This window comes from Methylobacterium sp. C1, from assembly GCF_001854385.1.
Classification (GTDB): Bacteria; Pseudomonadota; Alphaproteobacteria; order Rhizobiales; family Beijerinckiaceae; genus Methylobacterium; species Methylobacterium radiotolerans.
Genome location: NZ_CP017640.1, coordinates 329,259 through 353,301 on the forward strand (window position 1 = coordinate 329,259; position 24,043 = coordinate 353,301).

The window sequence follows — 24,043 nt, forward strand, 5'->3', positions numbered from 1 at the left end:
TCTTGTTCCGTAATCGGACAAGCGGCGGGTCGCGCTTCAGGATCGAGACAATGATGTCCGGGACACTCGAGAAGCCGCTGGATGTCGGTGGGCCGCTGAGCCGCCGGGCGGCGGCGCTGGCCAACGTCCGGTGGTTCCGCGCGCTGGCGTGGCGGGCCCTGCGCGACGGCGGTCCGCGGGCCGAATTGCGCGCGTCCAACGCGCGAGCCGCGGCGCGGATCGTGCTGCGTCAGGCCAAGCGGGAGGCCCTGGTCGCCCGGCTGGCGCGTCAGGCCCTCGACACACCCCTCTAGGCGCGGTCGCGCCGCGTCGGGGCCGCGGGACCGCTGGGTCGGCCGGGCACTGCGCCCGGCCGCGGCGTTGGTGAGCGTCAGCGCTTGAACTTGCCCTCGTACTTGAACTCGGGCGCCGCCTTCAGCTGATCCTTGCTGGCGCCGATAATGGCCTTCCACTTCTTGGCGTCGGCGTCGTAGCCGATCGCGATCGAGCTCGGGGCCACCGCGACGTAGCGCTCGCCCATACCGAGGAAGCCGCCGACGGAGACGATGTATCCGGCCAGCTTCTCGTGATCGATCACGAGGTCCTTGATCTCGCCGACCGTGTTGTTCTGCGCGTCGGTGACGTTGAGGCCGATCAGGTTGTAGCTGAGCACCGCGTCCTGCGGGACGGTCTCGAATTTCGGCGCGACCGTCGCGGGCGCCTCGTTGGCGGCGAAGGCGGGGCCGGCGAGGGCGGCGGATGCGAGGGCAGCGAGGACGAGGCGGCGCATAGTGAACTCCAATGGCCCGGTATGGGTGCTCGGAAATCGTCGCCTCGATCGCATCGTTCCGCGACAACACGGAAATGTTAATGCGCGGAACATGGAACCTTCGCCCGGTGCGCGGGCAGGGTGGCAACGCGGCCACGCCGTGGGCGAAGCGGCAACTGTATTGAAGATCGGCCGGGACAGATCGCCCGACTGCGCACCGATCGTTCCTGGCCGACCTTACCCCGGGACGGCATGCCGGGACTCGCAGAGGTCGGGAGGAGACACCGTGGCGGGAGGAGTGCTCGAGACGAGGCGCGGATCGGCGACCGGCGCCTGGGTGGACGGCCTCATCGGCGTCACGATCTTCAGCGCCTCGCTCGTGGCGACACGCCTCGCGCTGACCGGCATGGACGCGCTGTTCCTCAGCGCGGCCCGGGCTGCGCTCGCGGGCCTCGCCGGCGCAACAGCTCTGCTGGCGCTCCGACAGGCCCGCCCGCGTCGAACCGATCTCCCGGCGCTCGCCATCGTGGCCGCGGGCGTCGTGGTCGGCTTCCCGCTCCTCACCGCCCTGGCCCTACGGACGGTCGGCGCCGCGCACGGCACCGTCTTCGTCGGCCTGCTGCCCCTTTCCACCGCCCTGTTCGGTGCGCTGCGCTCCGGCGAACGGCCGTCGCCGATCTTTTGGCTGCTCTCGATCACCGGCGCGCTGGTGACGGTCGGCTTCGCCGCGCGCGGGCTCGACGGACCACCCTGTGCCGGCGACGCCTTCATGCTGGCCGCGATCCTGCTCTGCGGGCTCGGCTACGCCGAGGGCGGCGTCCTGGCCCGCAGGCTGGGCGGCTGGCAGGTGATCGCCTGGGCCACCGTCCTGTCGCTGCCGGTCAGCCTGCCCCTCGCCCTGCTGCTCCGGCCTGCCGAGCTGGCCGCGATCCCGCTGCCGGCCTGGGCGGGCCTCGGCTACGTCGCCCTGTTCAGCATGCTGATCGGATTCGTGTTCTGGTACAGGGCTCTGGCGCGCGGCGGCATCGCGTCGGTCGGACAGCTCCAGCTGCTGCAGCCCTTCCTGGGCCTCGGCGTCGCCGCGCTGATCCTGGGCGAGCGGATCGAGCCCGCGATGATCGGCGCCGCCCTGGCAGTGGCGGCCTGCGTGGCGCTGGCGCGGCGCTTCGCTTGAGAGCGGGCCGGGCGCCGTCGGCCGGCCCTCGTCAGCCGGACTTGGCCACCACCTCGATGTCGCGGTCGAGGCCGCTCTCGACCTTGAACTCCCGGGTGTAGACCTGTCCGTCGTGGCGGGCGATCAGCACGTAGTCGCCCTCCGCGAGAGTCACCTGTGGGAAGGCGCCGATCGCCTCGCGGATCGTGTCACCGCCGGGGGTCAGGACCGAGAAGGCGGTGCCCGCGAAGGCCTCGGCGCCGGGAGCGGCCACAAGCTTCAGGGTCACCGTCGCGGCGCGGTGGTTGAGCGTCGCCTCCGTGACCTTGCCGTTCTCGACGCGCAGGTCCGCGCGCTGGATCGCGTTCGACTCACCGTAGGTCGAGACCACGTGATACGTACCCTCCGGCAGGCGCAGCAGCTCGCCGGTCTTGATGCCGGCGCGCACGAGCCGGCCCTCGGAGTTGGTCCCGACCGGGACGAAAACCGAGAACGTCACCTGCCCGGGCGGGATCTTCTGGTCGCCCACCGCGCCCGCGAGCTTGAGGGCGCCTGCGGCCACCCGGAGCGTGTCGGTCGTCGGCTGACCGCCCATCACGATCCGCTTCGACGCGCTCGCGAAACCGTAGGTTACGGTCGCCACGTAGGCGCCCGGCGCGAGGGTGAAGTGCGGCTCGGCCTCGGTCGAGCGGGCGACGATCGACGGGCGCGTGCCGTCACCGCGATCCTCGTAGATCCGCCACGCGAGCCCCTGGCGCAGGGCCGTGCCAGGGCCCGACAGGAGCGCGGACAGGGACAGCTGCGCCTCCGGCTCGGCGGGGGGAAGAGACGGCGGCAGGTTCGGGGTGGTGATCGACGGCGACGGCAGAGCGCCGCCGAGCCGGTTCTGGAACGGGTCCTGCTGCGCGCGCGCGGCCGGCGGGCCGGCGGCGAGAATCGCCAGCGCGGTCGCTGCAAGCCTCATGCGCATCGGTCGGCCCTTCTCTGCTCGTCACGCCGGTCGCGACACCGGATCGTCCGGGTCCGCCTCTGACCCCCGACCATGGCGGCGGCAAGGCCGCTCTTCCACAGGCGGCCCGCGCATGCCACATCCCGGTCGGGACGCGATACCGGGACGGAGCGCATGACCGCCACCCTCGATCTCCTGAAGACCCGCCGCTCGGTGCCGCCGGTGCTGCTGGACGAGCCCGGGCCAGACCGGGCGCAGCTGGACACCATCCTGACCGCCGCCGCGCGCGTACCCGACCACGGCAAGCTGGCGCCCTGGCGCTTCATCGTCATCGCCGGCGACGCCCGGGCCAAGGTGGGCGAGGTCATCGCGGCGACCTTCGCGGCCGACAATCCCGACGCCGGACCCGAGCGGCTCGCCCAGGAACGGGCCCGCCTGACCCACGCTCCGGTCGCCATCGCGGTGGTCTCGCGGGCGGGGCCGCACGTGAAGATCCCGGAATGGGAGCAGGTGCTCTCCGCCGGCGCCGCGACCATGAACCTCCTGATCGCCGCGAACGCCGCCGGTTTCGCCACGTCCTGGCTGACCGAATGGTTCGCCTACGACCGCCGCGTCCTCGACGCCCTCGGCCTCGCGCCCACCGAGAAACTCGCGGGCTTCGTCCATATCGGCCGGGCGCGCGAGGTGCCCTCCGACCGGCCGCGGCCGGCGCTCGACGAGATCGTCACCTACCTCTGAAGGGACCGGCCGTGCACTACGATCTCGACCTGCCGCGCGAGGCGCGCGCCCTCCCGCACAACCCGCTCAAGGCCATCGTCGCGCCGCGTCCGATCGGCTGGATCAGCGCCATGAATCACGACGGCGCGCTCAACCTCGCGCCCTACTCGTTCTTCAACGCCGTGGCCGACAATATGGTCGCGTTCTCGTCCTCTGGCCGGAAGGACGCGATGACTTTCGCCGAGGAGGGCCGGGAATTCGTCTGCAGCCTCGCCACCTGGGACCTGCGCGACGGGATGAACGATTCCTCGGCGCCGCTGCCGCGGGGAACGAGCGAGTTCGCCTTCGCCAATCTGGAGACCGCCCCCTCGCGGAAGGTGCGGCCGCCGCGTGTGGCCGCCTCACCGGCGGCTCTGGAGTGCCGCTGGCTTCAGACCGTGCCGCTGGTGCCTCTCGGGGGCGGCGAGGCGGAGAATTTCCTGGTGATCGGACAGGTGGTGTCGATCTACGTCGACGAACGTTTCGTGACGGACGGCATGGTCGATACGGCGGCGATGCATCCGATCATGCGGGGCGGATACTTCGACTACTTCCACGCGACCGCCGACACGCGCTTCCAGATGCGCCGGCCGAAGGGCGCGGGCGAGTTCACCGGGTCCTGAAACAGGAACCGGTTGTGCGCGGCCGATTGAGGACTTGTTTACCATAGCGGGCGCAGGTTCGGGCGGTCTCCAGCACCGTGCCCGCCCGGATGTTCCTGTTCACCACGCCGTCGAGCCCACCGGAGAACCCGCCGCCCCAGGCGCGGGCGCTGCCGGGCACGCCCGCCTCCGGGCCGGTGGTCCAGGCCATCCGTGACGGGGCGACGGCGAGCGGCGTCGGCTTCGACTATCTCCTCGCCACGGCGCGGCGCGAATCCGCCCTCGATCCCGCGGCCAAGGCCGGGACCTCCTCGGCCACCGGCCTGTTCCAGTTCATCGAGCAGACTTGGCTCGGGGTGATGAAGAATGCCGGGCCGCGGCTCGGGCTGCAGGCGCAGGCCGACGCCATCACCCGGCAGTCGGACGGCACCTACACGGTGCCCGACGCGAGCCAGCGGCAGGCGATCCTCGACCTGCGCCGCGATCCCAAGATCTCCGCGACGCTGGCCGGCGCCCTGACTCAGCAGAACGCCGACGCCCTCACGAGCGCCCTCGGCCGTGAGCCGACCGCGGGCGATCTCTACGCGGCGCACGTGCTGGGCGCGAAGGGCGCGGCCGCCCTGATCTCGACCGCCCGCGCCTTTCCGGAGCGCGCCGCCGCCCTCGACCTGCCGGAGGCGGCCGGCGCCAACCGGGCGCTGTTCTACGACCGCGCCGGCCGGCCGCGAAGCGCCGCCGAACTCTATGCCAGCCTCGCGGCGGCGGCCCAGGGCGCCGCCGCCACCGACCTGACCGGCCTGCGCCAGGACGGCGCCGCGGCGCCGCATGCCGTGTCGGCCTACGCCAGCGCGGCGACCGCCTTCGGCGGGACCTCGGATCTGCGCAGCCTCTTCCAGACGGACCAGCGCGGCGCGGCCTCCGACGCCGCGGCCCGACTCTGGCAGGCGCGCAACGGCGCTGCGCCGGTGCAGCACGCGGCGCCCACCTACTTCCCGCGCTCCGACTCGGAACCGCCGCCGCGCGTCGCCGCCGTGGAGCCCGACGTCACGGGCGCCCTCAGCGAACCGGCGACGCCGCCGGGCGCCGCCCTCCTCAATCCGCCGCTGCCGCCCCGCCGACCCGCGGAACTCGCGGCCGCAGCGTCCATGTCCGGCAACAGGACCAGCCTGTTCGCGCCCCGGAGCGGTCGATGATCATCCGCGACTTTCTGGCCTGGACTCAGGACGCCTCGGCCGAGCGCCGGGCCGAGGCGACCGCGACGCTGGCCCGGACCTACCTGTACGGCGACCTGGGCGCCGAGGCGGCCTGGGAGGCCAAGACCGCGCTGCTCGCGCTCCTCGACGACCCGTCGCCCCGGGTGCGCCGGGCGCTCGCCGAGACCTGCGCCGCCTCGGCGCGGACACCGCGGCCGCTGGTCGTCGCCCTGTCCTGCGACGTTCCGGAAGTGGCGCGGCCGGTGCTCGCGCGGTCGCCGGTCCTCACCGATGCCGACCTCGTGGACGCGGCCGCCCTCGGCGACGAATCGACCCGCGCGGTGATCGCCGCCCGGCACCACCTGTCCCACGCGGTCGCGGGCGCGCTCTCCGAGATCGGCGAGACCGACACGCTGGTCGTGCTCGCGGCCAATCCGACGGCGAAGATCACCGCGGGCCGGATGCTGCGCATGATCGAGCGGCGGGGCGACGAGGCCGCCTTGCGCGAGGCACTCCTCACCCGCGCCGACCTGCCTCCGGAAGTGCGCCACGCCCTCGGGATCGCGGTGGCGCGGGCGCTGACGGGGTTCGTCACCGACCGCGCCTGGCTCGGCGCCGAGCGCTGCGACCGGATGAGCCGCGAGGCCGGCGAGCGGGTGGCGCTCGAGGCCTGCGACGGCTTCGGCGCGGCCGCCGTCACGCGGCTGGTGACGCACCTGCGCGCGACCCGCCAGCTGACCGCGGGCCTGATCCTGCGCGCCGTGCTGTCCGGCCGGACGGACTTCGCCCTGGCCGCCCTGGCCGACCTGTCGGGCCAGGATCATGCCGGCGTCGCCCGGGCCATGCGCGACCCGCGCCTGTTTGCCGACCTGCACGACCGCGCCGGGCTGCCCGGCGCGCTCCTGCCGGCGATGCAGGCGGCGCTGTCCGCGTGGCAGGATCTCGTCCGCGAGGCGGCCCCCGTTCGCGGGACCGGCCTGTCCCGGCGCCTCATCGAGTCCGCCATCGCGGCCTGCGGTGACCTGTCGGATCCGGACATGCATCCGGTGATCGCGCTGCTCAACCGCTACGAGGCCGAGGCGGCGCGCGACGAGGCCCGCGAGGTGGCGCGCGCCATCGCCGCCCAGGCGCTGGCGCGCGAGACGGCCCGCCGGGAGGCCGAGGCCGCCGACGCCGCGTGGCGCGCCGCCCTGGAGACCCAGCGCTCGACCGCCTTCGCGAAGGAGGCCGATACGGAAGCCCCGCTCGTCGTCGCGGTCCCCGAAACCGCGGACGTCCCGCCCGAGGTCGAGCCGGTCAACCCGGTCGGCGCGATCCTCGACGCGCTGCCCGAACAGATCCTGGCCTGGTATCGCCCGGAGGGGTTGGACCCGGAGGTCCAGGCCGCGACCGACCTCGTGCTCGACGGCCTCGGCGACAGCCTCCTCGATCATTTCCGCGCCAGCCAAGGCCGCGCGGAGCCGGAGCCCGACGCGAGCGCGGACAAGCCGGAGCGCATCGCCGCCTGATCGTCGCGGCGCCGGCCGCACGGGGGCTTCCGAGCCCCGCGTCCCGTCCAGCAACGTCAGGTCTCGCGGTGGGGTGATAGCACCGGACATGTCCCGATACCGTCGGCTCCCGGGAGCGGAGCCGCGCTACGTCCTGGCGGCGGCACGGACGCTGATCGCGGAGCGCGCCTACCGGTTCAGCCTCTACGCGGTCGACGTGGCCGCTTCCGACGGTCAGACCGGCCGCCACGTTCTCGCCGTGCCGGTCGCGATCGGCGCGGTCTCGATCACGGTGGGCCTCGTCCTCACCGAAGAGGATTCGCGTCGGGCCGACCGGGGCGATCTCGAGGGCATCGCGGCCGTCGCCCAGGCCGTGCAGAGCGGATACCGGCGCTTCCGCACCTTCCCGGCCAACGAGCTGGGGCGTTTCGTGCTCTGATGACGCAGTCCGGCAGGCTCAATTGGGCGGCCGATAGGCCTCCGGCGGCAGGTCGCGGAAGAACGTCTCGCCGGGGGCTTGCCCCGGGGCAGGCTTGGGCGCGATCCCGCTGCCGCTCCCCTCCGTGATGTAGCGCTGGCCGCCCGGCTCCGGCAGGACCGCCGCGGGGGCCTGGGGGGTTGGCGGTACGATGTACCGCTTCTGATCCGGCGTCGCGGCGCTGGGAGGGGGTGCGACGGGCGGCGCGACGGGCGGCGCCACCGGCGTCTGCGGCGGTGGCGCGGCGGGCGCCCGGGGCGGCGGGGCCTCGTCCTTCCGCGCCTCGGCCGCGGCCGGTCGGCTCGGGCGCCGGACGACGGTTCGGGGCACGGCCCGGCGCGGCCGCTCGCGCACGACGGCCGGCGGCGGGCGGGTGCCCGGCAAGGTGATCCGGAGGCTCTCCACCGACCGCACGAGGTCCCCGAGGCTCGCGTCGGCGGTGCGGCACAGCCGGATCCGCAGGGAGATCGCGCGGCGCGCGGTCGGCTCCGCCTGGAACAGAGCGGGCGGCTGCCCGCCGGCGACAGCGGCGCCGCGGCCGCCCCCGATCCACTGCCACGCGTAGAGGCAGTCGGTACCCAGCGCGATGCCCACCGGGCCGTAGGCGTTCCGGAGCGGCGGCCGCACCGTCATCGCCTGCCCGGGGAACCGGACGGCGATCTCACCCGCGATCCCGAACTCGCTGGGCTTGGCCAGCCGCGGCGGGAAGGCGAGGAGCAGGTCCGCCGTCTCCCGCCGCAGGGCGATCTCGGCGTGATTGCGACCGTCGCCGCCGGCGTAGCGCAACCGCTGGTCGAACCCGTCGCGCTCGCGGGTCTCGATCACCGCGGTCAGCGCCCCGGCGCCGGGCAGCGTCAGGACCGGCACCGTCTGCGCCCGCGCGCCGGCAGGCAGCAGGAGCCACGCCACGGCAAAGAGCCGGACCGAGCGGATCGCCGCGCGCCTCACGGGGTGGTCCGCTCGGTCGTGGCGGATGTGTCGTAGGCCGAGCGGCCGGGCATCTGGAACCGCTTCCCTTCCGAGTTCTCGGACCGCCCGCGCTCGGCCTGCTGGTCCTGCCACAGGGTCCCGGCGGCAGGCGGCGACAGGAATTCCGGTTTATCGATGCCACGATAGTCGGGCAGCAGGGCGTAGCCGAACCGCTCGTAGGGCATCGGCCCCGCGCCGGGTACGCGCCGGGCCACGAGGGGCGGCGCCTGGGTCGCGGGCTCACGGACGTAGGTCCCCGCGGGGACGGGCTCGGCCAGGGCGCGCACGAGCCCCGGCGGCGGGTAGCGGAGCGCGTTCTCCAAGGAGACCGCCAGGGGAAATTCGCCGCGCTGGACGGCGAGCGGTTTGGTGTCCGCCGCGACCGAAGGCAGGTCCGGCCGCGGCACCCGGTTGGCCGTCGGCGTCTCGGCACGCGTCGCGGGAGCCGCGTGCCGCCCGGGCGCGGCCGCGGCGGTCGAGGACGCGGGTTCGCAGGGCAGCGGCGGCCCGCCTGTCGTCTCGCGGAACAGCAGGTCGACCACCTTCGGAAAGAGGCCGTCGTAGCGGTTCACGACCTCTAAAAAGGGCCGCTGCCGCTTCAGCCGCTGCAACGTGAGGGCGTAGCCGAAGACGGTTCCCTCGCTGGGCATCCAGGCGACGGCCCGCTGGAACCATTCCAGCGCCGTGTCGAACTGGCAGGAATTGTAGGCGTACCACGCGAGCCCCTGGGCGCCTTCGCCCGAGGTGGAGGCCGTCACGACCTGGGCGTAGCGCGCGATGCGCGCCGGCTCGATCGCGGGCGGACGGGGCAACGTCAGCTTCTGCTCCAGGATGTCGATGTAGAGCAGCTCGTTGCCAACGAACCGGTCGCGCCACGCGTAAGCGACCTCCTCGGCCTCGCGCGGCATGTCGAGCTGGCGCAGGGTCAGGGCGAGACCGTGGGCGACCATGGCGTCACCGCCCCGGGCGATCGCCTGCTTGAACCACTCGAGCGCCTCCCGGAACTGGCGGCGCTTGTAGGCGTACCAGCCGAGCAGGCTGGTCTGGCTCGGATCTCCGCTCTTGCGCGCGACGGCCTGGAAAGCCGCGAGATCGGCCGGGGACGGGGTCTCGGCGCTCTCCTCGTGCAGGAAGGCGGCGATCCGCGCGCGGGTGATGTCGAGGCGGATCGCGTCGAACTCCGAGGCCCCGTTCGCGCCGCGGTGACCCATCTCGATCAGGCGCTCCGCCTGCGCCATGCGCAGATGCGCCATCGCCTTCTGGATGGTGGCGAGGCGCACCCCGGAATCGGCGCTGCCGTCGAGGATCGACTTATAGAGCTCGAACGCCTCGTCGCCCGAGCCGGAATCGCCCAGGGCGTCCGCGACCGTCCAGATGCTCTGGACGTCGAGGGGGTCGAGGGCGCCGGGATCGGCCCGGTAGAGGTCGATGATCGCGTCGGCCTCCTTGCCGGTGAGCGCCGTGATCCGGGAGCGGAATTCGGCCCGGCGAAGCTTGCGCGCCAGCTCCTCGGAGGGCTGCCACGCGGGATCGATCGAGCGGCGTGCGGCGATCGCCGTGCGGAGGTCGTCGAACCGCCCCGCGGTGAAGAGATCCCACAGGGGCGCCTCCTCGGCCGGGCTCGGCTGCAGCGCGTCGAGGTCCGGCGGCTCGTTCCAGCCCGGATAGAGACGCTTCAGGCGGGCGATCTCGGCCTTCATCCGCGCCGTCTGCTTCTGGGCCGCGTAGTAGCGGAGCGCGCTCTCGTCGACCATGTTGGTCGTGCGGGACGTGGCCGGGTCGGCCAGGATCGCCGGCGCGCGCGGGCCGTCGCCGTAGACGATCCGGGGCTCGGTCCGCGTCGGCGCGGCGGAGGGCTGCGGCGGTTGTCCGGAACGCGCGTCGACCTGCGCCGCGGCCGGCGAGGCGGCGAGCGCGAGGAGTAGGAGGCAGGGGGCGGCCGGTCGCACCCGGGCCGGCGGAGGGCCCTTCAGGACTTCAGGCATGACGGGTAGCGCATGCGGGCCGCGGTCAGGGCGAGGAGGCTCAGGGTCGCCGGATAATAGTTCTGGTTGCCGATGTCGCCCCGGGCATCCTCCGGAAAGGGCGTGCCGTCGAGGGCGCAGGCCACCAGGGCGGGGATCCCCATGTAGCCGGCCTCGGTGAGCCACTCGACCTTCCGCCCGTCGCCGGTGTCGACGATCGGCAGCCGCTCCCGGTCAGAACTCGACCACAGGGCCTGGAACGGCGCGAGGTCGTCGGGCCGCACCAGCCCCGCCCAGGCGAGATAGAGCGGGACGCGGATGGCGTTGTAGGAGAACAGGGGCGGGAAGCCGGTTGCGGGGTGCGGAGCGTCCTTGGCGGAGATCCACTCGGTGGGCAGGTTGCTCGGACCGAAGCGGGACTGCCGCAGCAGGGAGAGGCCGCTGCGCGTCAGGGCCGCCCAGTCGTATTCCGGCGCCACCAGGGCGAGGCGCGGGAAGGCCGGGAAGATCCAGTAGGAGAGGTTGACCAGCGGGCCGTCCGGGCGCTCGCGGGCCGAGAAGCCCGAGACCGCGGGGAGCAGCAGCGCCCCGTGCGGGTCACGGAACAGGATGGTCTTGCGCCCGAACTCGATGGCGATCCGACGGGCCGCGGTGCGGTAGCTCGGCTCGTTCCAGGCCTCGGCCGCCTCGGTGAGGGCCCAGGCGACGAGGATGTCCCCGTCGGTGGCGTTGTTCATGTCGCTCACCGCCGGCCGCTTGTCGGGCGACCAGCGCCACGCCAGCAATTCGTCGCCGCGGACCATCAGGTTGGCGCGGGTCCAGCCCCAGATCCGCTCGAAGCTGACCCGGTCGCCCGCCGCCACGGCGAGCAGCATGCCGTAGCCCTGGCCCTCGCTGTGGCTGATCAGACCGTTGGCGGTGTCCACCACGCGACCCTGATCGGTGATGAACCGGGAGCGGTAGGCGCGCCATGCGGCGTCATTGCCGAGCTTGCCGGCGAGGCCGGGGCTCGCCGCCCTGGCGGTTTGAGCGGGCTGCGTGCCCGGTTGCGCGGTACTCGGTGGCACGGCAGGCTCGTCCTGCGTCGAGACCGCGGCCGCGGGCAGCATCGCCGCGACGAGGAAGGCCGCGGCGAGAGGGGCGCGGTCGCGGCGGCTCATGAGTTCTTCCTGCCGACGTTGCGCACGAGGCTCGTGGTCGCGAGGCCGAGGCAGAGGGCCATCGCGAGGGTCATGCCGACGTAGTATTCCGTGTTGATCGACAGCCACGCCGCGGACACGAGGCGCAGGTTGGCCAGGGATCGCGGCTGCGTCTCGACGATCTCGATCCGCTCGGACCGGGACGTCACCAGCGTGCCGTTCGACGCGTCGAGGAAGGCGGCGCTGCCGCCGAGCCTCGCCCAGACCACGGGGTCGACGAGGCAGGAGACGGACGCCTTCAGCAGGGACGCGTTCGGCGCGGTGACGATCACGGTGTTGCTCGACTGGACCGGCGGACCCTCGGCGATGAGCAGCGAGGCCGTGGCCGGGACCTCCACTGTCTCGTCCGGCTTCACCTGCGCCGTCACCGTCTGGCGCAGGGAGCGCGCCGTCCCGGTGATCTCGTTCCAGACGGAGTCGAGGGCGGCCCAGATCTGGCGCGAGCCGCGCGTCGACGCCTCCCAGCGGTCGATGAGCTCACGGTCCGAGGAGGAGCCTGGAGCGGTGGCCGGGACGGTAGCCGAGGTCGGCGCGGGCGCGGCGCTCGCCTCGCTCTGGGACGCCGGTGCCTGAGCGGGCTGAGCCGGGCGCACCTGCGGGATCAGGGTGGGCAGGGCGCAGCGCATCGGCAGGTTGCGACGCAGGCGATCGAGGGTGAGCACGCCCTCGGGGCCGAACTGGCCCGGTGTGGCGACCATATCGGCGCGGCCTTCCCAGACTCGCTGAACCTGCTGCGGATCGAAACCGACCGCCTCGAGGAGCGCGGGGTCGAGGGCACGGGCGGGCGCGACGACGAGCTGGCTGGTATCGGACGCAACCTGCTGCTGGGTCACCACCTCGAAATCGATGACCCGCTCGGCGGCCATGGCCAGCCGGGCCGCGAGAGTCGCGGCCGCGTCGGCGCTGTCGCGGTCGGGCGTCGGCAGCACGAGGCGCGGGCGCCGTCCCGGGACGACGAACGGCACGGCGCCGCCCTTGATCGCCGCGAGGTCGGGGCTGCGCGCCGCCCGGGCGAAGTGCGGGATCTCGATCCGGGAGCGGTCGAGGAACAGGAAGCGCGCCTGCTTGGCCGCGGGGCTCAGGGTGTCGCAGACCTGGTCGGCGGCGTTCGGCAGCTGCGCCGAGATCTCCACGTGGTTCACCCCAGGACGCCACAGGCTGAAGGGCAGGGGTATCGCGCTGTCGTCGAACACCTCGCCGCGCGCGTCGGGGAGCGGGACGCTGGCCGCGTTGCGTCCGTTGATGTCGATGACGATGCGGGCGTCCGAGGAGAGCCCGGCCACGTACGCCCCAGCGAGGTGCAGCATGACCTTGCCGTAATCGGCCGGGACGAAATCACCGGGAAAGCGAAGGGCGAAGCCGACATGGAGCAGCCGGCCCGAGAACTCGCGGGACGTCGCGCCGAGCCGGTCGAGCGTCAGGTTCTCGCCGCCCTGTACCATGTAGCCGCGGAAGAGTTGCACCGCCTTCAGCCCGTTCGGCGTCCCGGTGTCGGCCGGGACGGCGAGATTGGTGATGGCCTGACGGACGTCCTCATCGCGGGCCCCGGTGACCACCAGGGTCGGCGGAGTGTTCGGCCGCGTCGGCAGCATGGCGAGGCGGGGCCCGGTGATCGGGCCGAGTTCGGAGACGCCTTCGACGCCGGCGATCTCGGAGGCGGTGCCGACGACGAGGTTGATGCCGTTGCGGCCCTGCAGGGGCGGCCCGAAGGTCACGGTCGGCCGGGCGACCCGCCCCACGAGCGCGAGGGCCTGCGCCGCCTCGATCATGCGCTCCAGGCGGGCCAGGTTCGGACGCTCATTCAGGATGACCTGGATCGGCAGGGCGCCGCTCTCGTCGGGCTCCGCGGCAGCGAGTGACCGGACGTCCATGTCGGTCGCCGTTCCCACCACGAGGCCGGACCGCGACGGGTCGATCTGCGTCCACAATTCGTAGGTCGCGCCGACCGAGCAGTCGACCCGGTGGCGCTGGCTGGCGGTGAAGGTCACGGCGTTGAAGCCGGCCTTCAGCACGCCGTCGGGAATGGCGAACTCCACCACCTTCACGGCGCCGGGCGCCTGGATGCGGGTCCAGCCGACCTTCGCGCCGTTGACGAAGGCGGCGAGCTCGGAGCTCTCCGGCGCCACCGAGATCGCCGAGAGATACGAGAGGCGCAGCCTCACCGGTCCCCGCGTCTGCGCGTCGGTGAGGTAGACCGGGTAGCGCAGGGAATCCTCCTCGCCGGTCAGGCGGAAGCCGCGCGGGCCGGACGGAAGCCGACGCGCCGGCGCGATCGTCGACTGGATCACCGCGCGCGGCACCGTCTGCGGCGCGGCGGCCCGCGGCGGCTCGGGCGGTCGCGGCGTCGATTTCGGCTCCGCCGCCGCGGCGTCCGGCCGGCGCGCGGGGCTTGCCCCATCCTCGGACGGCGCGCGCAGGGCGTTGCCGCTGGGCGGGACCGTCAGCCGCTCCGCGGGGCCCGTGCCCAGGAAGCTTTGGCCGAGGGCCGGCCCGCTCGCGAGACAGACCAGCAGCCCCAGCACGGGGAGGCGCAGCCGGGTCGCCATCGCCGTCACGCCGCGCTCGTGCGCCGGCCGCGAAGCTCGGCCAGGGTGCGCTCGTTCTCGTAATCCATCATCAGGCGGACCCAGTCGTCCCCGCTCTCGACGTCGGTGGGTTTGGCGGCCGTGGGCAGTGTCGGCGCCGCACCGGCCGTCGCCGCGGCCGGGACGGACGGCGTCGGGGCGACGGCCGCCGACGGCGCGTCGTAGACCGGAGCCTCCTCGATCTCGACGGGCCGCGGGCGCCGGCTGGCCAGGAGATAGCGCAGGGCGCGGATCGGCTCGACGAGACCCCACCACGCGAATTGCAGCGTGCCGGTGGGGATGTCCTTGTGCCGCCGCCGCCGCAGTTGGAAACGGCGCATCGCCTCGGCGTCGCCGTACATGAGGCCCGCGAGCGCCGGGTAGTCGCGAACCGCCAGCGTGCCGAAATTCACCCGCATGACGAGCTCAGGGCCGTCGCGCGTCGCATGCTCCAGATGGACCGGCAGCGGCGCGGCCCGGCGTGCCCCGGCCGTCGGCTCGACGCTGAGCGCGCCCCGCAGCGGCGGGCGGGTGAGACCCGGATCGAGGGCGCCGCTGAGGAGGCGCAGGGTGCAGGCGTCCGCGGAGACCCGCTCGATCGCCACGTCGACGCTGTGCCCGGAGAGGCTGAGGACCCCGCGGCGATCGATCGCCAGCGACGGCGTGCGTTCGAGCTGGCGCCGCTCGGCGCAGACCCCGAGCGACGCGCCCGCGGTGAGCAGGTTGAAGAAGTTCCAGAGCCCGACCACCAGCATCAGGTTGGTCACGCCGGGCTCGTACAGGTAGCGCCACGCCGCGACCGCGCAGCCGAGCATCAGGAGCAGGTAGATCAGGAAGAACGGCAGGGCGAGCGACGAGATATGGTCGTGGTCGAGGGTCGCGCCCTTGTTGGTGACATTGAAGGTCGGCTTGCGCGGCGAGGCGATGACCGAGACGATCGCCTTGGCCAGGTAGACGCCCTGAATGTACTCGTAGAGCTCCGACACGAACGGCCAGCGGAATTTGCCGTAGACGTAGTTCTGGATCATCAGGTTGATGACGATGTAGGTCAGCGTGTAGGCGATCGACTCGTCCACGCTTGCCACGAAGATCTTCAGGTCGAAGAAGATGTGCAGCAGCGGCGCGAACATGAAGATCAGCCGCGGGATCGGGAAGAACCAGAAGGTCATGCTGGAGAGGTAGGCGATCTTCTGGATGGGCTTGAGGCCCTTCTGGAAGACCGGGTTCTTCAGGAGCAGGATCTGGAACATCCCCTGGCACCAGCGCGAGCGCTGGCCGATGAAGTCCGCCAGCGTGTCCGGCTGAAGGCCGGCGATCAGCGGCTTGTCGACGTAGGCGCTGGTCCAATTGCGCGAGTGCAGCTCGAAAGCGGTCTCGCAATCCTCCGTGATGGTGATGCCCGAGAAGCCGCCGGCTTCGTCGAGAGCGGTGCGCCGCAGCAGGGCCGCCGACCCGCAGAAGAACGAGCCGTTCCACTTGTCGAGGCCGCGCTGCGTGACCGCGTAGAACATCTCGTTCTCCGAGGGCATGCGCTCGAAGGTTCGCAGGTTGCGCTCGACCGGGTCGGGGTTGAGGAACGCGTGCGGCGTCTGGACGAGGAACAGGCGCGGGTCCTGCGCGAAGTAGCCGACGGTCTCGGTCAGGAACGAGCGGAACGGGACGTGGTCGGCGTCGAGCACCGCCACGAGGTCGCCCCGGGCCTGGGCGAGGCCGTTGTTGAGGTTGCCCGCCTTCGCGTGCTCGTTGCGGGCGCGGGTGAGGTAGCGGGCGCCGAGCTCGTCGCACAGCGCTTGCAGCTCGCCCCGGCGGGCGCGCGCCGCCGCGGCCTTGGCCGGGTCGGCATCGCTGCACTTCTGGTCAGTGCCACCGTCATCAAGCAACCACACGGTGAGCTTGTCGGGCGGGTAGTTCAGCTGCCGCGCCGCCGCCAGGGTCATGGCGAGGATCGAAGTGTCCTCATTGTAGCTCGGCACGAACACGTCGACCGTGGGAAGGTCGGCCGCCGGGGCCGCCGGCGGCGGGTCGCGCCGCAGCGGGTCCGCGTTGATGATCAGACTGACGAACAGGATGAAGACGCAGTAGAGCTCGGCCACCAGCAGGATCAGGCCGAACCCGAAGCTGACCGGGTCGCCCGGCGAGGGCAGGGTGTTGGTGAGCCTCCACAGGATGTAGCGCAGCACCACGAGGCTGCCGAGCGCCATGAAGACGAACCGCGTTCGCGGCCCGTCGAGCACCGCCCACAGCACGATCATCACCGCCATGGCGGCGAGGCTCATGGCGAGCTGGGCCTGCGTCCCGACGGGCTGGCTGAGCAAGGCGAGGCTGGCGACTGTCGCCCCAACCCAGGCCAGCCAACGCAACGCCTGCCTCACGCTACAGCCTCCCGGGCCAACAAACCCTCGGATCGAGGTGCAACGGCTCTAAGGCCGGCTTTGTACAGCGACGAAGGTCAATGAACAAACCCATTCGCAATATCCGGCAAGATGCACTTGATCGAAAATTACAGCTAACTAAGGAATGCGGCCAGCCCAGTCGGGAGCCGGCGTCACGAAGTGGATCTGGCTGCAGCAGCGGACTTGAGACGCGCCGCCACGCTGAATACATTAACGATCCGTTCGTAAACTTCTCGATAATCGGTGATGGCCCGGCGCATGCGAGGAAGAGCGCCACAAATAGTCGTTGCGATTTAGGCGTTCCGGCCGGCCGGCTGGGCCTGGACCCGGTGCCGCCGTCTCGGTGCGCCGCGGGCCTTAATCGACCCTTAACGAAAATCGAGCCTCGCTCGGGACCGACCCCCGGGCGTACGGATGACCGCGAAGCCGCTGAAGATCTCCCTCGGATTGCTCAACGCGCTGCAGGTGGCGATTGCCGCCGCGGCGGGGTTCGCGGCCGCCCTCCTGATCGTGGTGCCGGCCGCCCAACCCGGAACCGCCTCGTCCCCGCAGGAGATGGTCGACTCGGCCTCGCGCGCCTACGTCGCCGCCATCGCGGCGCGGCTGCGGCAGACCGTGGGCGAGGCGCGCAACGCTGCTCTGACGCTCCGCGACGACGACGGCCTGCTCTCCGCCGACCAGCGCGCCGCGCGCCTGCGCGCGTGGCTCGCCCTGAACCCGGCCTACCGGGACGCGGTGCTCGTCGCGCCCGACGGCACCGTGCTGGCGGCCCGAGACGAGCACCGCATCGGCAGCAGCGTCGCGCGGCAGACCTGGTTCCTGCGCGGCCGCGCGGCCGGGGTCATCGTGGTCAGCGACGGTACGGAGGCCGACGCGCCGTTCGGGGCGGCCGTCGCGCTGGGCGAGCGCGGACAGGACGGCCTGCTGCGCCTCGACGCCGACCCGAGCTACTTCACCAAGGTCGAGGAGGACGTGCGGCGCGCCGGGGCGCTGCCCGAGACGCTCGCGTTCCTCGTCGCCACCCCGGACAGTCGGGTTCTCTCCGGGACCCCGAGCCCGTTCCGGACAACGGGCGCCTCGGCCACGACGCCGATGCGCGTCGCGGCCGAGATCGGCTCCCCGGGATGGCTGGTGACAGCGCAAGCCGTCCCCTCCGGCGCGGCGCGGACCGCGCCGCCGGACTGGCGGATGCTCGGCATCGGCCTCGTCCTCGTGGCCTGCGCGGCGGCCCTCGGCTACGTCGCGGGGGAGCGGCTGACGCGACCGCTGCGCCGCCTCATGAAGGGGGAGGGCGGGACAGCTGCGGGCGAATCCGAGGCGCCACTGCCGTGGATCGGCGAGTTCGCGGCGCTCTCGGACGTCCTCGCGGGTCATCGCCGGAGCGCCGGGCTGATGATGGCCGGTGCCGGGTCCGAGGTCGCGCGGCTCAAGGCGCGGCTGACAACCTTCGAGGCGGTCTCCGGCTGGGCCTGCTGCGAGATCGATCCCGACACCGGCCGGACCCTCCTGGATGCCCGGACCGCGCTCGGCAGCGACGGAAACCCGTCCGCCGCCCCGTTCGCCGCCTGTTTCGTTGCCGACGACCGCCCCGTTCTCGACCGGGCGCGCGCTGCCGCCCTGGGAGCCGACGGCCCGCACGACGTGGTCCTGCACCTGCGCGACTGGCCGGAGCAGCAGGTTCAGGTGAGGCTGCTGAGCCTCGCCGATGCCCGGGGCGACCGACGGCTCTTCGCCCTCATGCGCAAGCTCCCGGGCGGCGAGGCGGCGCCCCTGCCGCAGCAGGTCGAGCCGCGCCGCAATCTCGTTCTGCGGCGGGTGACCGACGGCATCGTCCACGAGTTCAACGACGTCCTCACCGTCGTTCTGACGAATCTCACGCTGCTGACGCGCCGCCACGCCCTCGCGCCGGAGCAGGAACGGCTCGTCGCGCGGGCTACGGCCGGCGCGCGCCGGGGCGCGGCGCTGACCCGCCGGATGCTGCACCTCGTGCGCGGCGACGAGACCAGCATCACCCTGGCCGAGACTGACCTCGCCACCACCTTCGAAGGCTACCTGCCATTCCTGGCCGCGAACGCCCTCGGCGAGATGCCGGTCCTCAATCGCATCCCCGCCGGGTTGCCGCCCGTCCTGTGCAGCGAGCGCGTGCTGGAACTGCTGCTCCTCAACTTGGCCTTCCATATCCGCGACGCCGGCCTCGCCGGCTTCGCCATCGCGGCGGTCGAGGGCGCGCCCGAGGACGCGGGCGCCGAGGCGGCGTTTGCATCCTACGTGCGGGTGCTCGTCAGTAGCGGTCGCCGCCCCGAGGCCGCGCCGCTGCCGGCCGGCACCGGACCGACCCTGACGTCGGCCGCCGCCCTCGTGACCGAGAGCGGGGGCCTCTGGCGCCTGATCCGCGACGGGACCGACTCCGAGCCCTTCCTGGCCGAGTTCTGGCTGCCCGCCGCGTCCCCGGCCGTCGCCAAGCTCCCGCCGGCCCGCGCGGCGGGCCTGAAGATCCTGCTCGTCGAGAGCGACGGTCTCGTGCGGGCCAGCGTCGCCGAGGTGCTCGCCGATCTCGGCCACGCGGTGGTGCAGGCCGCCTCAGGCGCGCACGCCCTGGAGATTCTCGCCCGCGACCCCGCCTTCGACGCGATGATCGTCGACCAATCCATGCCGGTGATGGCCGGCCTCCAGCTCGCCGCCACGGTGGTCGAGCGGTATCCGGAGATTCGGATCATCCTCGCCAGCCCGCACGGCCAGCTGCCGCAATCCGCCGACGCCTTCCTGCGGATCGACAAGCCTTTCCGCAACGAGGACCTGCAGGTCGTCCTCGACGCCGCGGCGAGCCGCGCCCGCGCGGCCTGACCGCGGCGCGCTCCGGCACGCCACGCGCGGTTCGCGAGCGCGCGTCGCCCGACCTCGATGACGCCGCCGATATCGAGAAGCAGTCACCACAAAATCGGATGTTAACCATTGTCGCCGAGTGTTGGTTAAAGCGTAAATCGTACCTGAACGGAGCCGGCGAATATGGGCGGGACTGCGGAACCGACTGCCCGACGTCCTTTCACGCCGTTCACGACTGCTCTCGCTCTCTCGTGCGCCTGCGCCGCCGCATCGGTCACGCACGCGACCGCCGCCGACCTGCCGGCCCGGGGGGCGAGCGCCGATTGGTACACGGGTGCCTCGCAGCAGGCGGTCGACGACAGCTGGGCCGTCGCGGTCGACGGATCGACCAGCGTCACGTCGAACAGCTCGGCCTTCGGCTCCGTGACCGTCACCGCCGCACCCAACGGCTCCCCCACCCGGGACGGCCTGCGGGTCCGCGTCGACGCCATCGGGGGAACTTACTCGTATCCCGGCAGGTCCGTCGCGACGCGGGTGACCGGCTACCAGCAGGAAGGCGCCCTTCAGGCGGGTTACGAGTGGGTCTGGAAGGACGCCGCTCTCGCCGGATTTATCGGCTTCAACGTCCGCAGCAATCAGCTGTCCATCCCCGACCCGGGCAACCCGGTCGTCGGTACGGGCGTCGGGCTCAAGGTCGCTGGCAACTTCTACGCGACGCCGACCGACCGGACCATGATCTCGGCCTACGGCTCCTACTCGACCAAATTCAACGCCTACTACTCACGCCTGCGTGTGGGCTACATGCTCGCGGACGGCGTCTATATCGGGCCTGAAGCGCTGTTCCTAGGCGACGACTTCTTCCGCCAGTACCGCATCGGTGCCCATCTGACCGGCGTCCGCTTCGGACCCGTCCAGATGTCGGTGGCCGCCGGGTACGTCCGGGATCGGGTGCAGGGCTCCGGCTACTATTCCAGCATCGAGGCGCGCTCGACCTTCTAGGGTGATGCGCGGGCTCTCGAGAGCGACCCGCGCGCTGCCACTGCGACCGCGCTGACCGGCGACCTTACCGCGACGTCGTCAGGAGGCGGCCGGGCCTCAGCGGGTCCCAGACGCCCTCGAAAACCGGCTGCATCGCGTCGTTGAGCGCGTTCACCCGTGACATCGGCGACGGGGCCACCCTGGGCTGACTGCCGATGAGCGTGGCGGACGCGCCGGCGAGACCGATCAGGCACAGACCGGCGATCGCCCAGCGCGGCACGCCCCAGGTGTGGAGCACTCCAGCCAGTGTCACGAAGATGGCGAATAGGCCGATAAACTGATGCATTAGACACCTCTGAGCGGTGTCAAAAGCGAGAATAGCGCCAAGAACTTTGTTCCATATCGGAACAAGAACTCATACAGGCGCGGATACGGCCGGCCCAATCTCGGACCTGGTCCGAGGTTCTCGCGGGCTGTCGCCGACGTTTGCTCGAGCCCCGATCTGTCCCTGCGCCGGAGGCCGGCGCGGACGCCGCACCGGCAAGATCGTCCGAGCGGCGTTGAGGGGCGCTTCCGAAGGGGCGACTTGGGAGTAGGAGAGATGTGCCTGCGCCCGCTAAAGCCGCTTCCGATCCTGTCGCAACGGAATGGAAAGCCGGCGACCCCGGTCGAGGCATTCGCGCCGTGCCTCATGCGTGAGGGAGAGGGCTGGGGTCGGAGCGAAGACGCTTCCCGATCGCGCGCCGTCGCGGGCTCGATCAGGCCATCCTCCTTCGGCACGAATTGATCCCTCACCCTGTCCCGGCCCCGCAGGCGATGGGGCATCCGCGCCACAGACGGCAGGGGCTCGGCCAAGGCCTCGGTCCCAACCCGATCGCGAACGGCGCTACCATCTCGGACAGGGCCGCGCGCCGCTATCCCCTCGACGCGGAGCCGACGGCGGCGCGCGGAGATCGGCGTCAGAGACGGCTGACCAGGAAGCCGAGCCCGAAGCCGACGAGACCGGCCAAGATCAGGGAGGCGTGAGGCCACGCGACGGATGCCTGATGGCCTTCCCACGCGGCGTGCCGGCTCCGGTCGTAGGCCTCGGCAGCCCGGTCCGAGACCTCGTCGGCCGCGTGCCGCACGGCGTCCTTGGCCTGGCCGTAGAGAGTCTCGGCGGTGCCTTGCGCCTCGCGCAGGCGCCCCTCGACCGAGTGTCGGTTCGAGCCGACCGCGTCGCCGACTGCGCCCTGTACCTTGCCGCCGAGCTCGCGTGCGGCGCCCGTGATCCTGTCGGTGTCGACCATTGCCATGCTCTCCGAATCCGTCGCGGACCGGTGTCGGAGCCGCGGCGGCCGAACACCCATCCCTTTGTGGCGACTGGGGCAACAGCGGTCGCCTCCGCCCGTTCCCGAGATCGCTCGCGATCACCGGTCGATTCGCTTGGGGCCCCCGTTCCGTCGCCTATTGAAGCGACGACTTCGTCGCTCACGGGCCGTCGCTGTGCCGTCGACGCGACGCGCGGCGATCACTCGCCCCGTCGGGCTGTCCGGCATCGCGACTTCCGAGACCTCGTGCGGCTGGTCCTGGACCCGTCGGGGGGGGCTCGGCGCCCCCGGCCGCGTGCGCGGCGGTCGTCCCGGAATCCGCTGCCTTCAACCCGGTCGGAGGCGAGGCCAGGCCGTGGCGCCGTGGACCCGAGCACCGGGAAACCCAGGCATGCGCATGGCCGGCGGACGATGGCGTCAGGCGCGTTCCGCAGCCTCATTCAGGCCGCACTCACCGCCGAAGCGGCAAGCTTGAGTGTGAGGGGACCGGATGAACCAGGGCGGACGAGCACCGCGCGGCGAGCTGCCCATACTGCACCGGTCCCTGCTGAGCAGCGCTGCCGCGCCGCCGGCTGACGGCGCGACGCCGCTCGACCGGCGACGCCTGAATCGGCGCTGGCTCTGCGCCAGCTCTCTGATCGCTACTTGCGGCGCGGCCCTGATGGGGGCGGCGCTCCGCATGTCCGTGGACACCGATCTCAGGCCCGCCCCGCCGACGTTCCGCAAGGGTCCCGCCCAGGTGGCGGAAGGGCAGGGTGTGGCCGGACGGCGCGGCGACCGCCTCGTACGGCACCAGCTCGTCGCCTCGGACCGGGAGGAGTTCTCCGCGCCGGTGGCTCACCAAGTCGGCGCGCGCGAGATCATCCGGACCCAGCCCTTCGTGCGGCTCGTGACCAGCCTGTCGTCCGGCGACGAGGTCGACGGGCAGATCCCGCCCTTCGATCCCACGCGCCAGCTCGCCGAGGACGGGCAGGTCGCCGCGGTTTCCGACGAACCGGAGGACGATCCGTCCGGCACCATGGTCACGATCACGCGCTCCGGTCTCGCGGGAGCGCCGGTCCCGGACGACGCGCCCGGCCTGAGCGACGAGGATGTCACCGCTCTCGTGGAGACGCGGGCGCAGGTTGCGCGGGAGGCGGGTTCGCGGATCGCCGTGCCGTTCGCGCCGCAGAGGCAGCTCTCCCAGATCCTGGTCGCCGCGCCGGACGACGGGGCCGCGAAGGCCGCCGGCGCGGATGCGGGCCATGACCCGTTTCACGCGATCGAGGTGCGGGTCGTTCCGGAGAACATCACGGACCTCGCCGAGACCGAGCCCGCCTCCGGCCTGAGCCTCACCGAGACCCGCGACGTCGTGCTCAAGCGCGGCGAGACCCTGGCCGACACGCTGGCGGCGAACGGCGCCGAGCCCGCGCGCGTGAAGGCCATCCTCGCCGCCTTCAGCGACCACGCCCGCACCGGCCTCTCCGAGGGGCAGCATGTGGACCTGCTCCTCATCCGGTCGCGCGCCGGCCAGTCCGCGCGGCAGATCAGCCGCGTGACGCTCTACGGCGCGGGGGGCGTCGAGGAGATCGTCGCGGAACGGGATTCCGGCGGCTTCGTCACGGTCGCGCCGCCGTCCGCGCAGTTCGCGGCGGCGCGTACGGGCGACGATGGCGACGGCTCCGGCGCGACCCTCTACAGGAGCATCTACGAGGCGGTCCTGCGCAACGGACTGCCCGGCATCCTGGCCGAGCGCATCGTCGGAATCTTCGCATTCGGCCTGGACATGCAGCACCGGGTCAACCCGTCCGACCGGCTAGAGGTGCTGTTCAGTCCGAGCGAGAAGGCGGGTGGACCGCCCGAGGTCCGCTACGTTGCCCTGACGCTCGACGGCGTGAAACACCGCGCCTACCGGTTCGAGGCGCCCGAGGCCGGGGCGGCCAGCTACTTCAGCGAGACGGGCAGCTCGCTCCGCAAGTTCCTCATGCGCATGCCGATCGCGGAGGGGCGGATCACCTCGCCGTTCGGCACGCGCGTTCACCCGATCCTGCACTACGCCCGCTTCCACAATGGCGTCGACTGGGCCAACAAGGCCGGCACGCCGATCATGGCGACGGGCGACGGAACGGTGGCGTATGCGGGTCCGCGCGGCGGCTACGGCAACCGCGTCGAGATCCACCACGCCAACGGCTACGTGACGGCCTACAATCACCTGCAGCGGCTCGCGCACGGCGTTCAGGCCGGCGCCGCCGTCCATCAGGGGCAGGTGATTGCCTATATGGGCTCGACCGGGCTCTCGACGGGGCCCCACGTCCACTACGAGGTGAGCGTCAACGGCCACTTCCTGGATCCGATGGCGATCCGCCTGCCCGACAGCCAGGGGGTATCGGCCAAGCTGATGACGGCCTTCGAGCGGCAGGTAGCGGCCACGAACACACTTCGCCACCACGGAGCCCTGGCGATGTCCGCACTGCCGCTCTGAGCCGGTCGTCCGCGCC

19 protein-coding genes are annotated in these 24,043 nt (G+C 72.2%); 10 read left to right on the forward strand and 9 right to left on the reverse strand.

Features of this window, described 5'->3' with window-relative positions; genetic code table 11:
• The first annotated feature begins 50 nt into the window (after positions 1 to 50).
• Entirely contained in the window at positions 51 to 293 is a 243-nt protein-coding gene (locus tag BKE41_RS01515; RefSeq protein WP_029358344.1) for a hypothetical protein, read from the forward strand.
• Between the two features lie 77 nt (positions 294 to 370).
• Here the strand turns inward: BKE41_RS01515 and BKE41_RS01520 are convergent, their stop codons facing one another.
• Complete coding sequence (locus BKE41_RS01520; RefSeq protein WP_012317287.1) at positions 371 to 769, reverse strand: PRC-barrel domain-containing protein; 399 nt, start codon at positions 767 to 769, stop codon at positions 371 to 373.
• A 265-nt stretch (positions 770 to 1,034) separates the two neighbouring features.
• On the opposite strand from BKE41_RS01520, the gene BKE41_RS01525 reads away from it, so the two are divergent.
• Positions 1,035 to 1,922: a DMT family transporter gene (locus BKE41_RS01525; RefSeq protein WP_083374256.1), complete on the forward strand. Its 888-nt coding sequence runs from the start codon at positions 1,035 to 1,037 to the stop codon at positions 1,920 to 1,922.
• 31 nt (positions 1,923 to 1,953) lie between these two features.
• Here the strand turns inward: BKE41_RS01525 and BKE41_RS01530 are convergent, their stop codons facing one another.
• Positions 1,954 to 2,871, reverse strand: coding sequence for a hypothetical protein (locus BKE41_RS01530; protein WP_012317289.1), 918 nt, complete (start codon positions 2,869 to 2,871; stop codon positions 1,954 to 1,956).
• A gap of 153 nt (positions 2,872 to 3,024) precedes the next feature.
• Between BKE41_RS01530 and BKE41_RS01535 the strand changes: the two genes are divergently transcribed.
• From BKE41_RS01535 to BKE41_RS01555, 5 genes are all read left to right on the forward strand, one after another.
• On the forward strand, positions 3,025 to 3,588 hold the full coding sequence (locus BKE41_RS01535) for a nitroreductase (RefSeq protein WP_024827764.1): 564 nt from the start codon (positions 3,025 to 3,027) through the stop codon (positions 3,586 to 3,588).
• Between the two features lie 11 nt (positions 3,589 to 3,599).
• A complete protein-coding gene (locus tag BKE41_RS01540; protein ID WP_012317291.1) occupies positions 3,600 to 4,229 on the forward strand; it encodes a flavin reductase family protein in 630 nt (209 codons plus the stop codon).
• 89 nt (positions 4,230 to 4,318) lie between these two features.
• Positions 4,319 to 5,401, forward strand: coding sequence for a lytic transglycosylase (locus tag BKE41_RS01545; RefSeq protein ID WP_070998361.1), 1,083 nt, complete (start codon positions 4,319 to 4,321; stop codon positions 5,399 to 5,401).
• Positions 5,398 to 6,909, forward strand: coding sequence for a DUF2336 domain-containing protein (locus BKE41_RS01550; protein WP_070998363.1), 1,512 nt, complete (start codon positions 5,398 to 5,400; stop codon positions 6,907 to 6,909). The genes BKE41_RS01545 and BKE41_RS01550 overlap by 4 nt, the downstream gene beginning before the upstream one ends.
• A gap of 88 nt (positions 6,910 to 6,997) precedes the next feature.
• Positions 6,998 to 7,327, forward strand: coding sequence for a hypothetical protein (locus BKE41_RS01555; protein ID WP_053620650.1), 330 nt, complete (start codon positions 6,998 to 7,000; stop codon positions 7,325 to 7,327).
• An 18-nt stretch (positions 7,328 to 7,345) separates the two neighbouring features.
• On the opposite strand, the gene bcsN is transcribed toward BKE41_RS01555, so the two are convergent.
• From bcsN to bcsA, 5 genes are read right to left on the reverse strand one after another with little or no spacing between them, the layout of a single operon-like run.
• Positions 7,346 to 8,314 carry a cellulose biosynthesis protein BcsN gene (bcsN, locus tag BKE41_RS01560; protein WP_070998365.1) on the reverse strand — a complete coding sequence of 323 codons (969 nt, stop codon included), beginning with the start codon at positions 8,312 to 8,314 and terminating at the stop codon, positions 7,346 to 7,348.
• Positions 8,311 to 10,320, reverse strand: coding sequence for a hypothetical protein (locus BKE41_RS01565; RefSeq protein ID WP_083374257.1), 2,010 nt, complete (start codon positions 10,318 to 10,320; stop codon positions 8,311 to 8,313). Before BKE41_RS01565 ends, bcsN begins: the two co-directional genes overlap by 4 nt.
• The gene (locus tag BKE41_RS29900) at positions 10,305 to 11,459 is read right to left on the reverse strand and encodes a glycosyl hydrolase family 8 (protein ID WP_029358354.1); all 1,155 of its coding nucleotides are present in this window, start codon (positions 11,457 to 11,459) and stop codon (positions 10,305 to 10,307) included. The genes BKE41_RS01565 and BKE41_RS29900 overlap by 16 nt, the downstream gene beginning before the upstream one ends.
• Positions 11,456 to 14,044 (reverse strand): cellulose biosynthesis cyclic di-GMP-binding regulatory protein BcsB, encoded by a 2,589-nt coding sequence (locus BKE41_RS01570; RefSeq protein WP_053620694.1) that lies wholly within the window; start codon positions 14,042 to 14,044, stop codon positions 11,456 to 11,458. Before BKE41_RS01570 ends, BKE41_RS29900 begins: the two co-directional genes overlap by 4 nt.
• Before the next feature lie 5 nt (positions 14,045 to 14,049).
• A complete protein-coding gene (gene bcsA, locus BKE41_RS01575; RefSeq protein ID WP_012317299.1) occupies positions 14,050 to 16,434 on the reverse strand; it encodes a UDP-forming cellulose synthase catalytic subunit in 2,385 nt (794 codons plus the stop codon).
• Between the two features lie 435 nt (positions 16,435 to 16,869).
• On the opposite strand from bcsA, the gene BKE41_RS01580 reads away from it, so the two are divergent.
• Positions 16,870 to 19,299 (forward strand): response regulator, encoded by a 2,430-nt coding sequence (locus BKE41_RS01580; RefSeq protein ID WP_070998367.1) that lies wholly within the window; start codon positions 16,870 to 16,872, stop codon positions 19,297 to 19,299.
• A 162-nt stretch (positions 19,300 to 19,461) separates the two neighbouring features.
• Positions 19,462 to 20,277: a cellulose biosynthesis protein BcsS gene (gene bcsS / locus BKE41_RS01585; RefSeq protein ID WP_012317301.1), complete on the forward strand. Its 816-nt coding sequence runs from the start codon at positions 19,462 to 19,464 to the stop codon at positions 20,275 to 20,277.
• Between the two features lie 64 nt (positions 20,278 to 20,341).
• Here the strand turns inward: bcsS and BKE41_RS01590 are convergent, their stop codons facing one another.
• Both BKE41_RS01590 and BKE41_RS01595 read right to left on the reverse strand, forming a co-directional pair.
• Entirely contained in the window at positions 20,342 to 20,602 is a 261-nt protein-coding gene (locus BKE41_RS01590; protein WP_012317302.1) for a hypothetical protein, read from the reverse strand.
• A 613-nt stretch (positions 20,603 to 21,215) separates the two neighbouring features.
• Positions 21,216 to 21,545 carry a CsbD family protein gene (locus tag BKE41_RS01595; protein ID WP_012317303.1) on the reverse strand — a complete coding sequence of 110 codons (330 nt, stop codon included), beginning with the start codon at positions 21,543 to 21,545 and terminating at the stop codon, positions 21,216 to 21,218.
• A gap of 511 nt (positions 21,546 to 22,056) precedes the next feature.
• Here BKE41_RS01595 and BKE41_RS01600 point away from each other — a divergent pair.
• The gene (locus tag BKE41_RS01600) at positions 22,057 to 24,027 is read left to right on the forward strand and encodes a M23 family metallopeptidase (protein ID WP_083374258.1); all 1,971 of its coding nucleotides are present in this window, start codon (positions 22,057 to 22,059) and stop codon (positions 24,025 to 24,027) included.
• Positions 24,028 to 24,043 lie beyond the last annotated feature (16 nt).